The following is a 13814-nucleotide window of genomic DNA, read 5'->3' as shown; positions in this document are numbered from 1 at the left end:
TACTGCAAGGCGACCGGCATTACGACTACGACGCCTTCGGAAACCTCATACGCGAACGCCGTGGCCGCGCGCAGCAGTTAGTCACCGAATACCGCTACGACTGCCAGCACCGCCTGATCGGCGTGACACAACCGGACGGCAGCCAGGCCAGTTATCGCTATGACCCATTTGGGCGGCGCATCAGCAAAACCGTGGCGGGCAAAACCACTGAGTTTTTCTGGCAAGGCGACAAAGTCATCGCCGAGCACACGGCGGGGCAGCATCGCAGCTATCTCTACGAGCCGGATAGCTTCAGGCCGCTGGCCTTGCTGGAAGGGTTTGGTCCGGCCAATACACAGGCGTTTTACTACCAACTGGACCACCTGGGTACGCCCCAGGAGCTAACGAGCGCGGACGGCAAAATCGTCTGGTCAGCCCATTACCAAGCCTACGGAAAAGTCACCCGGCTGGACGTGAGCACCGTCGATAACCCGCTGCGTTTTCAGGGGCAGTATTTCGACCGGGAAAGTGGGCTGCACTACAACCGGTATCGCTACTACAATCCGGATAACGGACGCTACCTGACGCCCGACCCGGTTAAGTTGGCGGGCGGGGTGAACGGGTATTTGTATGTGCCCAACCCTACGGGGTGGGTGGATCCGTTGGGGTTGAACTCATGTCCGGGCGAACGTGAATGTACGCCGACAAATGGCATTGACGACCCGTCATTAAAGGCGTCCACAAAAAAAAACGAGCCCAAACCGCCAGCCCCAGACGAAGATGACAAGTACCTTTTTCGTGGAGATAAAATCCATCCGGACGTAGTATTCAAAGAGGGGTTCAAAAGCAAAGGAAATAGTGAAGATCTTCTTCTACACGCTTTTGACAGTGACGACCCTCCAAGCATCTTCATTAGTACGTCTGCATCTAGAGCTGTAGGAATCGAATTCGCAACAAGCTACAAAACCAAGAAAGGCTACTTATACGTTCTTAAAAGTATAGCGGGACATGACTTAAACATAGAACTAGGAAAAGCGACCCCTTACCCAAAAGAGAAAGAGTTCGCCATTCATCAAAGAATAGACCCAGAAGATATAATAGGCGTCACGCCCATTAAGGCCAATGGAAGCTATGTAGGCTACTCACTTCCAAATCCGAATAGGAAATAGAATGACCACAAAAAAAATAATCGCCAGAATCGACAATACACTTACGGAGGTAATCGTAAAGTACGATTCCAAGAAACTCACAATGACATTTTCGGAGGCTGATAATCATAAAAAAATCTATCAGGAAAAAGACATTTATGTTTGCCTTGCAAAAATAAGATCGGACTTTCCTCATATAACATTCTTATGCAAGGGGGCAAAAATAAATGTTATGCCTTCCAGAATGGCCTCACAAATGTCCGCAGGGCTTGTCGCATACGAAATGACGCTGGGCAAACAAGCCTCAAACGAAGACATAGTTCATATATTTGACTATGAAGAGAGCAATCTTACAAACAACCCTCAAGACCAAATCGATTTTTTTAAGCAGTGGCTGGCATCTTTAGGTGCAGAGGACTATGAAAAATTCAACTAACACCAACTATTGATGCTGATTAATGGGGAGTTGTGTCCTTGCCGGAGATGGCGGCGGCCCTTCAAACCGACCGCACCCACCCTCCCTGCATCGACCGCACCCGATTGCGCCCGCCGCTTTTGGCCTCATACAACGCCTGGTCGGCGTCATTCAGCCAACTGGTCGCGTCGTCGTGGGAGGCTTGATACGGTGCCAAGCCGATGCTCAGGCTGGCGCGCAGGGTGGGGTCCTGGGCGTAGCCCAGGGAGCTGAAGCGGTCGCGCAGGGCGTCCATTACTTCGGTGGCGTGGCCCAGGGGCATGTCCGGCAGGATCACGCAAAATTCATCGCCGCCGTAACGCCCGGCCAGGTCGGTGGCGCGCAGGTTCTGACGCAGGATCTTGCTCAACTGGCGTAGCACGATATCGCCGGTTACGTGGCCGTAGGTGTCGTTGATGGTCTTGAAATGGTCGATATCAATCAACGCAATGGCGGCCCCCTGCTGGCCGCCCCGGCAGCGGGCGAATTCGATTTCCAGCTGGTCTTTCCACGCGCCGTGGTTAAGCAACCCGGACAGGCTGTCGGTGCGGCTCAGGGCCAGGAGTTCGCGTTTATGCCGGGCCAGGGTGATGGCCTGGCGATAACAGATCCAGCCCAGGACCAGCGGATAGAGCATCAGGATCGGCAAGCAGGCGTAGAGTTGGGCGGGCGTGGTCAGGGCGATATAGGCCGGGGTGAACAGCAGCAGCGCCACCCCGATGCCCAGTGCCTGGGCCACCCACCCCATCAGCATAAATCGGAGGCCACCGATGGCGACGTTGTTCATAGTCATCATCGACAGGGTGGTGACGCTGGGCAGCGGGTTGAAGTGCATGGCAGCGACCCAGAAGCCGCCACAAAACGAGTCCACCAACAGGTGGCGGCGCTCGGCGCGCAGGGAGTTTTCGGCGCGGCACGCCATTTGGTAGGCCAGGTGCGGCCAGGCGAAGGCGTTGATCAGCATCCAGGCCCAGACCCAGCCAGGCGGGTCCAGTGGGTACATGCCGGCCGATACACAGACAAAGCCGAGCGTCAGCCCCAGGGTCCGAGATTTGTACAGGCGTTTGGCGAGCGGAAGTCCTTTTCCTCCTGCGGCTGACATGATCTGGCTGATCCTGGATGAATGCTGAAAGTCTATCAGGGCAAAGGCAAATAGCCAGTACCGCTCAGACAGTTACTGTAGACGCCAATCGTCTTGCCAAACCCTTGACGCCAGCGGCCTAGCTGGAGAAACCGCGGGCCAATAACATCGCCACCGCCAGCAGCAACACCGCCGTGACCTTCTGCAACAGCATGCGTTTGCGCGGCGACTCGAGCACATGTTTGATGCGTTGGCCGAAGTAACAATACAGGCAGCCGCTGGCGAATTGCAGGATCAGGAATGTGAGGCCGAGGATGGCGATGTCACCGGCGGCGCTGTCCTGCCCGACGGCGGCAAACTGCGGGAACACGGCGCTGAACAGGATGATTGCCTTGGGGTTGGACAGGCCGGTCAGCAAGCCCTTGCCGAACAGGCCGCGGGGCGTCTCCGGCCCGCGCCCGGCGGCGGTGATCTGCACGCCGCTGCTGGTCCACTGCTTGTAGGCCAGGTACAGAATATAGGCCACGCCCACCAGTTGAATGCCCTGGGTAATCAGCGGGTAGCCCTTGATCAGCTCGGAAAAGCCCACGGCAAAGACCAGGATCGAAATCAGGTACGACACGCTGGCGCCGAACTGGGCCGGCAAGGAGTGCCGCAGGCCGTCCTTGAGACCCAGGCTCAGCAGCAGCAAGGTCATCGGGCCGGGGCTGAAGGCCAGGGTGCTGCACAACACCAGGAAATACAGAAAGGAAGACAGCGTAAGGGCGGTGACCATGGTGGGTAATTTCGCGGCGGGGAGGAATGTTGCGCAGTCTAGGGCGCGAATTCCGTGTCGGGCAGGTAAACTCGGCGGTTATTCACGCAGGCTTTACCGGTAAAGTGACCGGCAAACTTCAGGACGTCGCGATGGCCCTTCCGCAGATCCACTTTCATGAGCACGCCCCCAAGGTCCAGCAGATCGTCGAAGCGTTCGCCCGTGCCATCGAACAAGGCGAATTGGCCGCTGGCAGCAAACTGCCGTCGGTGCGTGAGCTGGGGGCGCAGTTGGGTGTCGGAAAATTCACCATCAATGAAGCCCTGGACCGTCTGCGCGGTCAACATCTGCTGACCTCGCGCCAAGGCCGTGGGCACTTTGTGGCCCAGCGCCAGACGCAGCCGTCGTCGAGCAACTGGGTGGACCTGCTGCCCCAGGATTTGCTCAGTGTGCTGCGCCGCCCCATGCTAACCGGCCAGGGCGAGCTACGCCCCGGTGGCGGGCATCTGCCCGAAGACTGGCTCGACTCCGAGGCCATGCGCCAGGCCCTGCGCAGTGTGGTGCGGGCCCCTTCCCTGCGGGTTGCCGGCATGGGTACGCCAGCGGGTTTCCTGCCCCTGCGCCAGGCACTGCAACAAAAACTGCAGGGCGATGGCCTGGCGGTGCCGGTGGAACAGATCATCACCACGCCCAGCACCCTGCAAGGCCTGGACATGTTGATGCGCCTGCTGGCGCGCCCCGGTGACACAGTGCTGCTGGATGCGCCGTGCTATTTCAACTTCCACGCCAACCTGGCACTGCACGGGGTCAAGGTGCTGACACTGCCGCGTGGCCCGGACGGGCTCGACCTGACGGCCCTGGAGCAGTTGCTCGCCGAGGCCCGGCCCAGCCTGTATGTGACCACCAGCATCCTGCACAACCCCACCGGCCATTCCTTCAGTGCAGCCCAGGCCTTTGGCTTGCTGCAACTGATGCGTCAGTATCACTGCCATATCATCGAGGACGACCTCTACGGCGACCTGCACCCCAACCCGCCGCCCCGCCTGGCAGCACTTGCCGGGTTGGAGCAGGTGACCTACCTGTCGGGCTTCTCGAAAACCCTCAGCGCCAATACCCGGATGAGCTATGTGGTGGCCGCACCGCAACTGGCGGCCAACCTGACCAATATGAAGTTGATGAGCGGCGGCGTGACCTCGGAGCTGTTCGAGCAACTGGTCTACCGCCTGCTCAGCGAGGGCAGCTATGCGCGGCACCGCAAGCGCATGGTCCAGCGCCTGCTGGAAGCCGGTGCGCGGGTGGAACAGTGGTTGCGCCGCTGTGGCTGTGAACTGCCCATGGGGTATGAGGCCGGGATGTTTCTCTGGGCGCGCCTGCCGGCCGGGGTTAACGCTGAACAATTGGCCGAGGCCGGGCTCAAGCGCGGCATGGTGTTGGCGCCGGGGGCGTTGTTTGGGTATGAGTCGGGGATGGGCGAGTTTATGCGTTTCAATGTGGCGCACTGTGACGATCCACGGGTCCGGCAAGCCATCGAGCCATTGTTGCGCTGATCCAGTGTGGGAGCGGGCTTGCTCGCGAAGACGTCGGCCCAGCAAACATTGATGTTGACTGACCTACTGCTTTCGCGAGCAAGCCCGCTCCCACAGGGGATCTGCGCTTAACTGACGGGCATTAGGGCTTGCCGGCTCCCACAGTCGTGACAATTGAGTGCACACAAAAACGCAACACTGCACCGCTTCGAATGTGATGGTCGCTGCCCCCCAGGGTTTATATAGTCGGGTCCAACAGCCACCCGCCATGAGCCCCAGGGCCCATCACCAGGAAGCGCTCAATGACAGACCTTCACGACCTCACGGCCGCGCAATTGCTGGCGCATTTCGCCAGTCGCCAGCTCTCCCCCATCGACTACTACGATCACCTGCTGGGCCATATCGACCGCTGGGAACCGCAGATCCGCGCCCTGTATGCCTTCGATCCCGAGCAGGTGCGCCGGGAAGCCCAGGCCTCCACCGAGCGCTGGAACAAAGGCCAGCCCAATGGGGTGCTCGATGGCGTACCCGTGACCATCAAGGAACTGGTGGCTACCGAAGGCACGCCGATTCCCCTCGGCAGTGCCGCCACCCGCCTGACCCCGGCCCTCAGGGACGCCCCGCCCGCCGCGCGGATGCGGGAAGCCGGGGCGATTGTGCTGGCCAAGACCACTGTCCCGGATTTCGGCATGCTCTCCTCCGGCCTGTCGAGCTTCCATGGCATCACCCGCAACCCGTGGAACACTGCCAACAACACCGGCGGTTCCAGCTCGGGGGCTGCCGCTGCGGCCGCCGCCGGTTACGGGCCACTGCATATCGGCACCGACATCGGCGGCTCGGTGCGTTTGCCCGCCGCCTGGTGCGGCCTGGTGGGGTTCAAGCCAACCCTGGGGCGTATCCCGATTGACCCGTACTACACCGGACGCACCGCCGGGCCCATGACCCGTACGGTGGACGACTGCGTGCTGATGATGCAGCACCTGGCCCGCCCCGATGCCCGCGACGCCACCAGCCTGCCGCCGCTCACCAGCGAGTGGAGCAACCAGCCGCTGTCGGTCAAGGGCCTGCGCGTCGGCTTGATGCTGGAACCCGGCGCCGGCCTGCAACCGGAAGGTTTCGTGTGTGAGGCGGTGGAACACGCCGCGCGCCTGTTCGAAGCCCATGGCGCCAAGGTCACGCTGATCCCGCCGATCATGGACCGTGCCCAGCTCGACGGCCTCGACCAATTCTGGCGCGCCCGGCAATGGGGCGACCTGTCGGCGTTGAGCAGCGAGCAATTCGATAAGGTCTTGCCGTACATCCGCGACTGGGCCGCGCCCGGTGCCGACATCAACGGCGTGCAGGCGGTGCAGGGGTTCAACCAGACCTTCGAGATGCGCCGCCGCGCCGCACAGGCCTTCAGCGACCTGGACCTGATCCTGTCGCCCACCAACCAGGTCAACGCGTTCCCCGCCGAATGGCCGTCACCGAGCAATGACCCGCAATTGCCGTTCGAACACATCGTGTTCACCGTGCCCTGGAACATGGGCGAGCAACCGGCGCTGTCGATCAACTGTGGTTTCGCCGCCGATGGCATGCCCATCGGCCTGCAGATGATCGCACCGCGTTTTGCCGATATCTGGCTGCTGCAAATCGCAAAAACCTATGAGAGCTGGCGTGGCGCAATCCACCAATGGCCGAACCCGAACTGACCTTGACGCTGTAACTGAACTGCCCACCCACACGCCCGCTCCCTGGCCACAAGGCCGGGGTCTGGACGACCTATAACTAAAATCGAGGGGCTGGTATGCACACTGAACAATTGACTCGCGAGGGTCCCGAGCACACACCCGAAACGCCATCGCCGGACGCCGGTCGCAAGAGCATCTTCGCTGTGGTCTTGGGTAATGCCGTGGAGTTTTTCGACTTTGGGGTCTACGCGACCTTTGCGGTGATGATCGGCCATACGTTTTTCCCGTCCGACAGCGCCTTCGTCAGCTTGATGCTCTCGGTCACAGCCTTTGGCATCGGCTTTATCGTACGGCCCCTGGGCGCGGTGCTGATTGGCGCCTACGCCGACCGCGTCGGGCGCAAGCCGGCGATGTTGTTGACCCTGGTGATGATGGCGGTGGGCACCGGCAGTATTGCGATATTGCCCGGCTACGAGACCATCGGGATTGCCGCGCCGATCCTGCTGGTGGTCACCCGCATGATTCAGGGCCTGGCCTGGGGCGGTGAAGCCGGCCCCGCCACCACCTATATCCTGGAAGCCGCGCCGCCGCACAAACGCGGCACCTATGCCTGCTGGCAAGTGGTCGCCCAGGGCGTCGCCGCCATGGCCGCCGGGCTGGTGGGTTACACCCTGACCAAAGTCATGTCCCCCGAAGACCTCAACAGCTGGGGCTGGCGCGTGCCGTTCGTGTTTGGCCTGCTGGTGTTGCCGATTGGTATCTATATCCGCCGCAACCTGGCCGAGACCTTCCACGGCCAGGGCGAAACCACCAGCACCGGCGACCTGGTGCGCGAAGTCTGCGGCAAGCATCGGCGCGCCCTGGTCCTGGGCCTGCTGATCCTTTCGGGCAGCACCATCACCCAGTACTTCCTCAACTACATGACCACCTTTGCCCTGACTGAGCTGAAGCTGCCCACCAGTATTTCCATGCTCTCGACCCTGGTGGCCGGTGCGGCCATGGCGGTGTGCGCAGTGGCTGGCGGCATGTTGTGCGACCGTTTCGGGCGCCGGGTGATCCTGATGACGCCCCGGGTGGTGCTGTTGCTGATCCTGTTCCCGGCCTTGCAATTGATGACCGAACACCCCAGCCCGTCGACCTTCCTCCTGACCCTGGCGCTGCTGTCTGGCCTGCATGGCATGAGCGGCGCGGCGTTGATCGTGTTGCTGGTGGAAAGCTTCCCAAAATCCGTGCGCTCCACCGGTTTCTCTATCGTCTACGCCTTTGGTGTGGCGGCGTTTGGCGGCACCGCACAGATCATCATCACCTGGCTGATCGGCACCACGGGCGACCCGATGTCACCGGTGTGGTACCTGCTGATCGCCAACCTGGTGTGCCTCACCGCCGCCTGGTTCGCCAAGGAAACCCGGCCTGTGCTGCCCGGCACCCCGGCCCGCGAAACCCGGCTCAGAGAAGCCCCGGTTCGCTGATCGCTTTATCCCTACTGTGGCAAGACCGCTTGCCACAGGTACTGTGCCCGGCCTCAGCGGTCGCCTTACTCTTCTTTGTGTGGGGATTCACCATGTATCCACGTCTTTTCCTGGCCGCCGCCCTGGCGTCCGGTACCCAGGCTTTTGCTCAAGAAAACGCCCAGGCCAGCGCCCCCGGCTTTATCGACGGCAGCAGCCTGGACCTGAACCTGCGTCACTACTACTCCAACCAGCACACCCAGCGCAGCACCTACCTGAGCATCCAGAAACCCGCCGGCATCGAACGCACCCGCGTGCGCGAAACCTGGGTGCAGACCGCCATGCTCAAGTACAGCTCCGGCTACACCCAGGGCGTGATTGGCGTGGGGGTCGATGTCGGCGTATTCAGCGCGGTCAACCTGCAGCGCGGGCATGGCAAGGTGGCCAATGGCGGTGACCGCGTGCTGGTGGACAGCGACGGCGATGCGATCCCGACCTGGAGCCGGCTGGGGGTGGGCGATGTGCGGTTTCGCCTGTCCAACACCGAGCTCAAGGCCGGGCGCTTGATGACCGATAACCCGATCCTGCGCTACAAGGACAACCGCGCCCTGCCCTCCAGCTTCCAGGGCGTGGGCCTGTACAGCAACGAACGGGACTGGCTGTCGGTGCAGGGCGGCAGCTTCGACCGGGCCATCCCGCGCACCGGCACCGGCGCCGAACGCCTGACCACCACCTTTGGCAACCGCGCCTACAGCGGCGCGCGCATCAGCTACCTGGGGGCCACGCTCAAGCCGGGCTACGGCCTGGAAGCCAGCCTCTACGGCTCGCGCTTCGAGGACATGTGGGACCAGTACTACCTGGGGCTGACCCACCGTATCGGCGACAAAAACGCGGTGGCGCTCAAGACCGCCCTGCACTACTACCACACCCAGGATTCCGGCCAGCAGCGCCTGGGTTACATCGACAACGACGCCGCCAGCCTGGCCGTGACCGCCAACCACCAGGCCCACAGCCTGACCCTGGCCTGGCAACAGGTGTTCGGCAACGAGTACTTCGACTATGTGTGGGAGTCCACCGGCAACTACATGGCCAACTCGCTGTACTCGGACTACAACGGCCCCAACGAAAAATCCTGGCAACTGCGCTACGACCTCGACCTGGCCGCCTACGGCGTGCCCGGCCTGACCGCCAGCCTGTGGCACGCCAAGGGTTGGGGCATCGACGGCACACACTACGAGGGGGATCGCAACGGCCACAACACCGGCTATAACGTGCGCGGCCTGGATAACGCCAAGCACAATGAAAACGGCTTGATGCTGGCCTACGTGGTGCAATCGGGGAAATTGAAGAACACCGTACTGCGCACCATCGTCTACAACCACCGCGCCAGCGGCGGTCAAATTGACGGCAGCTACGACGAGTTCCGGATCGTCGGCAACTTCCCCATCAACCTGTTCTGACACCCGCCCGTCGGCACCAGTCAATGCCGACGGGTAATATTCAGAATTCTTACACCCTGCATGAGACTGCTCCGGCATTGGCTCGCCGCCGCGCTTGGTAAAAAGCCTGTCCCCTACGGACGGTTACCCAGGAACGCGGATGAAACCTTTGAAAGCAGCAGCGCTTTGCGTCATCAGTGGATGGTTAATGCTCTTGAGTTCCCCCGGCCATGCCGCACCGCCGGGTATCGAGTGGCTGGTGGATTGCCCGCGCCTGCCCGGGCGGGCCCTTGACCAGGAGGTGATGGCACGCACCCAGTGCGGCATCGTCACCGTGCCGCAAAACCATCAGGCCGCGGACACACGCACGTTGCGCCTGACCCTCACCCGGGTCGGTGCCCGTCAGCCCCTGGAGCGTCGGGGTGTGATCTTCACCCGCCCGGCTACCGCACAAGCGGATTTGCGCGGGGTGTTCGCGGTGCACCTGGCCACAGTCTGGAAGTACTACAACACCGAGGCGTACCGCACGCTGACCCAGTTCTACGATGTCATCGAGTTGAGCCCGCGCAACGCCCGCACAGCAGCCGACAACGAGCAAGCGGCCTGGGACATGGATTTCGTACGCCAGCAACTGGGTGAGCAACGGATCAGCTTCCTGGGCATCGCCCAAGGCAACGTGCTCGGTGCCGGCTACGCCGGGCTGTTTGCCGATCGCATCGAACGCATGGTGCTGGTAGAGCCCGATGAGGCTGCCACCCCGGCGTTCGAATCCTTGCCCGCCACATTGCGGCTCAAGGGGCCTTATCTACAGGGCAGTTCCGTCGTCGATGCCAGCCGCTGCGTAAATCGTTGGGCGGGTGCCTACCTGGCACACGGCAGGCAGCCACCGCCGGCAAGCGACTGCCTGGGCAACTGAGGCTTCAGTCCACCAGCGCACAACGCTGCATCGCGCTGGCCAGCATTTCCTGGCACTTGAGCACCGCCACCGAGCGCGGCCGGTTGCGGTACCCGCACAGGTCGATGCGGATTCGCCCCAGGTGCTCATCGGCAATCGGCACCGCCACCAGGCCATCGCCCAGGTCGCGGGCGTCGGCATCCACCTGGGGCAGGATCAACACCGCCGCCCGTTGCCGGGCCAGGCTTTTCTGCACTTCCAGGGAGCTGGTGGTAAACACCGGCTGGATCGTCACTCCTCGTTTTTTTGCTGCCATCTCCAGGGCCTGGCGCACGCCGTACGCCGAGTCAGGAATGGCCAGGGGCTGGCCTTCAAGTTCGCGCAGTTCGATGCTGTCGCGCTGGGCAAAGGGGTGCTCGGCACTGACCAGCACCCGGTGCCACAACTCGCATTGTGCGGTGACTTCCACATCGGCCCGTTCCTGCAGATAGAACGCCAGGCCCAGGTCGGCCTCGCCACTGCACAGGGCGTCGAGGGTGGCCGAGGCGCTGGCGATCACGATATTGAAGGTGACCTTGGGGTGCGCCCGGTAGAACGCCGCAAGCACCGGCGCCAGCACTGTGGAAACGATACTTTCTGACACATGGATGCTGATGTTACCCGCCACCTGACTCTGCCGGCTGGCGATCACATCGCGCACCTGATCGAGGCCGCGCAGGGTGCTGGTGACCTGCTCGGCCAGGCACTCACCCTCCACCGTCAGGCGGATACCGCGCGGGCCGCGCTCAATCAGGGCGGCGCCAAAGAAGTGTTCGAGGTGTTCAATCTGCCGGCTGACGGCAGTGGGCGTGACGTACAAACGCTCGGCCGCCTTACGCAACGAGGCGCAGCGCGCCACCTCGTGAAAATACCGCAAGGCTCGTAATTGCATGCTCGGGTGCTCCTGCACAAAGACTGGAGCGCTATGGCAGGCAATTACTGCGCCAGGCTCAAATTTTATGAGCACGACACATCAACTGTGGGAGCGAGCTTGCTCGCGAATGCAGTGGGTCAGTGATGGATATGTCGGCTGATACACCGCATTCGCGAGCAAGCCCGCTCCCACATGGGGGCATGGACGTGGTTTACGACCTGTTTTAACTGAAAACGACCCCTGCCGTTGACGCCCCGCCCCAACCCCTATTAAGTGCTATTTATCCGCATTAATACGATAAATAGAAAACCATGCTCAGCCGCCCCCTGCGACGCAAACGCCAGAAGCTTTCCGATGTGATTGTCGAGTCGGTCAAGCGCTCGATCGTCACCGATGCCTTGAAGCCCGGCGACCGCTTGCCCACCGAGCGCGAATTGATGGAGAGCTTCCAATGCTCCAAGGGCTCGGCCCGCGAAGCGCTCAAGGCCCTGGAGGTCGAAGGCCTGGTCAGCACCCGCACCGGCCCTACCGGTGGCGCGTACCTGAACCAGGCCGGCACGGAGCCGGCCAGCCGCGCCTTGCGCAACTACCTGCACTTCCAGCACCTGGATGGCGAGCAGGTGTATCAACTGCGCAAGGTAATCGAGGTGGAACTGGCAGTGTCAGTGCTGGGCCGCTTGAGCGAAGACGACTATCGCGCCCTGCAAGACAACGTGGACTTTTGCAGCGCGCCGGAAGACAGCGAGGCCGGCCAGCGCGAGCAGCGCCTGGCGGAGCTGGAGTTCCACAACCTGCTGGCCAGGGCATGCCCCAATCCGCTGCTGAGTTTTATGGCGCAGTTCCTCAACGACCTGCTGCGCGACCTGGTGGTGCTGAAAAAAGCCTACAAGCCCAAGCGCAAGCAATTCGACGCGGCCAACCTGGACTATCACAAGCAACTGCTGAGCGCGTTTCGCGCCAACGATGAAGCCGCCGTGCGCAGCCTGATGCATGAACACATGTGCGACGCCGAACACCACATGACCGCGCTGGAAGGCCAGGTCAGCCCACACTTTTTGCTGGAGTTCGACCACTCCTGAAAACACCCCAAATCCCCTGTAGGAGCTGGCTTGCCTGCGATAGCGGTCTGTCAGGCAAATTTTTCTCAGCTGATCAACCGCTATCGCAGGCAAACCAGCTCCTACAGTTTTGACCGTGTTTCACCTCAATAAAAAAGGCCTGCCCACAGGCCGTGCTCCACCGTATCGCCATTGCCACTCCTGCCAATAACTAAACCAGGGAGTCACCCCATGCAGCGTCGTACGTTGTTGAAAGCCAGCCTCACCGCCGCCGCCGCGCTCAGCCTTCCGCTGGGCGTGCGCAGTGCATTCGCCGCCGAACCGTTTACCTTTTACGGCCTCAAGTCCATGTCTGGCGCCTTTGCCAGCTATGGCAAGTTTGCCGACATGGGTTCACGCCTGGCGGTGGCCCAGTACCCCGAGCTTCTCGGGCGCCCACTGAACTACAAGGTGATCGACACCGAAGGCAACGCCGGCAAGGCGGTGCGCAAGGTCCAGGAGGCGATCGGCCAGGACGGCGCGCGGTTCTTCCAGGGCTGCACCCTGTCGTCCTCGGCACTGGCAGTGGCCAAGGAAGTGGACAAGGTTGGCGGTGTGTTCATGACCCCGGTGGGCGCTGACGAAGTCACCGGCAAGGACTGCAACAGTGCGACCTTCCGCTGGTCGGTGCCCACCTATGGCGCGATCCGCGAAACCCTGGTGCCGCTGATCAAGCTGCTGCCCGAGGCCAAGCGCTGGTACACCATCACCCCGCAATACGTGTTCGGCGAAGCCTTGCTCGAAGGCGCCAAGAGCGTGCTGGCCGAAAACGGCCTGGAGCATGTGGGCAACAGCTATCACTCATTGCAGGAACAGGAATTCTCCGGCTACCTGACCAACGCCATCGCCGCCCGGCCCGACGTGCTGGTGTTGCTGAATTTCGGCAGCCAGTCCTCCAACACCCTGCGCCAGGCCGTCAACTTCGGTATCAAGGAGCGCATGAAAGTGCTGCTGGTGTGGTCCGCCGGCCTCGACCAGTTCCAGGAACTGGGCAGTGATGTACTCGAAGGCGTGTACCTCGGCGCGCAGTATTGGCACCAGGTCGATACCCCACTCAACCGTGAGCTGGTCAAGCTGACCCAGGCCAAATACGGGATCAACCCCACCTACCCGCTGGCCGCTGACTACATCAGCACCAAAGTCATGCTCGACACCATCAAGGCCACCGGCAGCTTCGACGGCCCCACCGTGGCCAAGGCCATGCAGGGCCTGAGCTACGACGGCCCGACCGGCAAGGAAACGATCCGCGCCGGCGACCACCAGGTGATCAAGGATTACTACCTGCTGGTGGGCAAGGCCACGGGCGACATGGCCGACAAGGATGACCTGGCCAAAGTCCTCAGCTCCGGCCAGTCGTTCCCACCGGTAGAAGCCACGGGCTGCAAGCTCGGCTGATCCGCCCACTTTCAC

At 61.9% G+C, this 13814-nt stretch carries 12 protein-coding genes; 9 read left to right on the top strand and 3 right to left on the bottom strand.

Annotation, left to right across the window (positions count from 1 at the left end; genetic code table 11):
- Together HBO24_RS12000 and HBO24_RS11995 are read left to right on the top strand one after the other, a co-directional pair.
- Nucleotides 1-1148, top strand: a 1148-nt coding sequence (locus HBO24_RS12000) for an RHS repeat-associated core domain-containing protein (protein ID WP_178124548.1), incomplete at its 5' end; no start/stop codon positions are given.
- 1 nt (nt 1149) lies between these two features.
- Nucleotides 1150-1563 carry a hypothetical protein gene (locus HBO24_RS11995; RefSeq protein ID WP_115128579.1) on the top strand — a complete coding sequence of 138 codons (414 nt, stop codon included), beginning with the start codon at nt 1150-1152 and terminating at the stop codon, nt 1561-1563.
- Between the two features lie 61 nt (nt 1564-1624).
- Here the strand turns inward: HBO24_RS11995 and HBO24_RS11990 are convergent, their stop codons facing one another.
- The gene (locus HBO24_RS11990; RefSeq protein WP_170059762.1) at nt 1625-2683 is read right to left on the bottom strand and encodes a diguanylate cyclase; all 1059 of its coding nucleotides are present in this window, start codon (nt 2681-2683) and stop codon (nt 1625-1627) included.
- A gap of 118 nt (nt 2684-2801) precedes the next feature.
- A complete protein-coding gene (locus HBO24_RS11985) occupies nt 2802-3437 on the bottom strand; it encodes a LysE family translocator (RefSeq protein ID WP_170059761.1) in 636 nt (211 codons plus the stop codon).
- A gap of 131 nt (nt 3438-3568) precedes the next feature.
- Here HBO24_RS11985 and HBO24_RS11980 point away from each other — a divergent pair, with 131 nt between their 5' ends.
- The 5 genes from HBO24_RS11980 to HBO24_RS11960 all read left to right on the top strand — a co-directional run bounded on the left by HBO24_RS11980 (nt 3569) and on the right by HBO24_RS11960 (nt 10415).
- Nucleotides 3569-4963 carry a PLP-dependent aminotransferase family protein gene (locus tag HBO24_RS11980; protein ID WP_169960274.1) on the top strand — a complete coding sequence of 465 codons (1395 nt, stop codon included), beginning with the start codon at nt 3569-3571 and terminating at the stop codon, nt 4961-4963.
- A gap of 281 nt (nt 4964-5244) precedes the next feature.
- Nucleotides 5245-6633: an amidase gene (locus HBO24_RS11975; protein ID WP_169960165.1), complete on the top strand. Its 1389-nt coding sequence runs from the start codon at nt 5245-5247 to the stop codon at nt 6631-6633.
- A 95-nt stretch (nt 6634-6728) separates the two neighbouring features.
- Nucleotides 6729-8081 carry a citrate-proton symporter gene (locus HBO24_RS11970; RefSeq protein WP_057960099.1) on the top strand — a complete coding sequence of 451 codons (1353 nt, stop codon included), beginning with the start codon at nt 6729-6731 and terminating at the stop codon, nt 8079-8081.
- A 92-nt stretch (nt 8082-8173) separates the two neighbouring features.
- Nucleotides 8174-9520, top strand: a complete 1347-nt coding sequence (locus HBO24_RS11965) for an OprD family outer membrane porin (RefSeq protein WP_120733571.1) — start codon at nt 8174-8176, stop codon at nt 9518-9520.
- Nucleotides 9521-9707: 187 nt separating this feature from the next.
- Nucleotides 9708-10415, top strand: a complete 708-nt coding sequence (locus HBO24_RS11960) for an alpha/beta hydrolase (protein ID WP_262152830.1) — start codon at nt 9708-9710, stop codon at nt 10413-10415.
- 4 nt (nt 10416-10419) lie between these two features.
- Here the strand turns inward: HBO24_RS11960 and HBO24_RS11955 are convergent, their stop codons facing one another.
- Nucleotides 10420-11325, bottom strand: coding sequence for a LysR family transcriptional regulator (locus HBO24_RS11955; RefSeq protein ID WP_057960102.1), 906 nt, complete (start codon nt 11323-11325; stop codon nt 10420-10422).
- A gap of 293 nt (nt 11326-11618) precedes the next feature.
- Here HBO24_RS11955 and HBO24_RS11950 point away from each other — a divergent pair, with 293 nt between their 5' ends.
- Complete coding sequence (locus tag HBO24_RS11950) at nt 11619-12386, top strand: FCD domain-containing protein (RefSeq protein WP_057441603.1); 768 nt, start codon at nt 11619-11621, stop codon at nt 12384-12386.
- A 210-nt stretch (nt 12387-12596) separates the two neighbouring features.
- Nucleotides 12597-13799 carry an ABC transporter substrate-binding protein gene (locus HBO24_RS11945; protein ID WP_057960103.1) on the top strand — a complete coding sequence of 401 codons (1203 nt, stop codon included), beginning with the start codon at nt 12597-12599 and terminating at the stop codon, nt 13797-13799.
- Nucleotides 13800-13814 lie beyond the last annotated feature (15 nt).

This window comes from Pseudomonas sp. WS 5410 (genome assembly GCF_012985645.1).
Taxonomy (GTDB): domain Bacteria; phylum Pseudomonadota; class Gammaproteobacteria; order Pseudomonadales; family Pseudomonadaceae; genus Aquipseudomonas; species Aquipseudomonas shahriarae.
The sequence above is the reverse complement of the archived record's forward strand: the minus strand, read 5'-3'. Positions and strand labels throughout refer to the sequence as shown.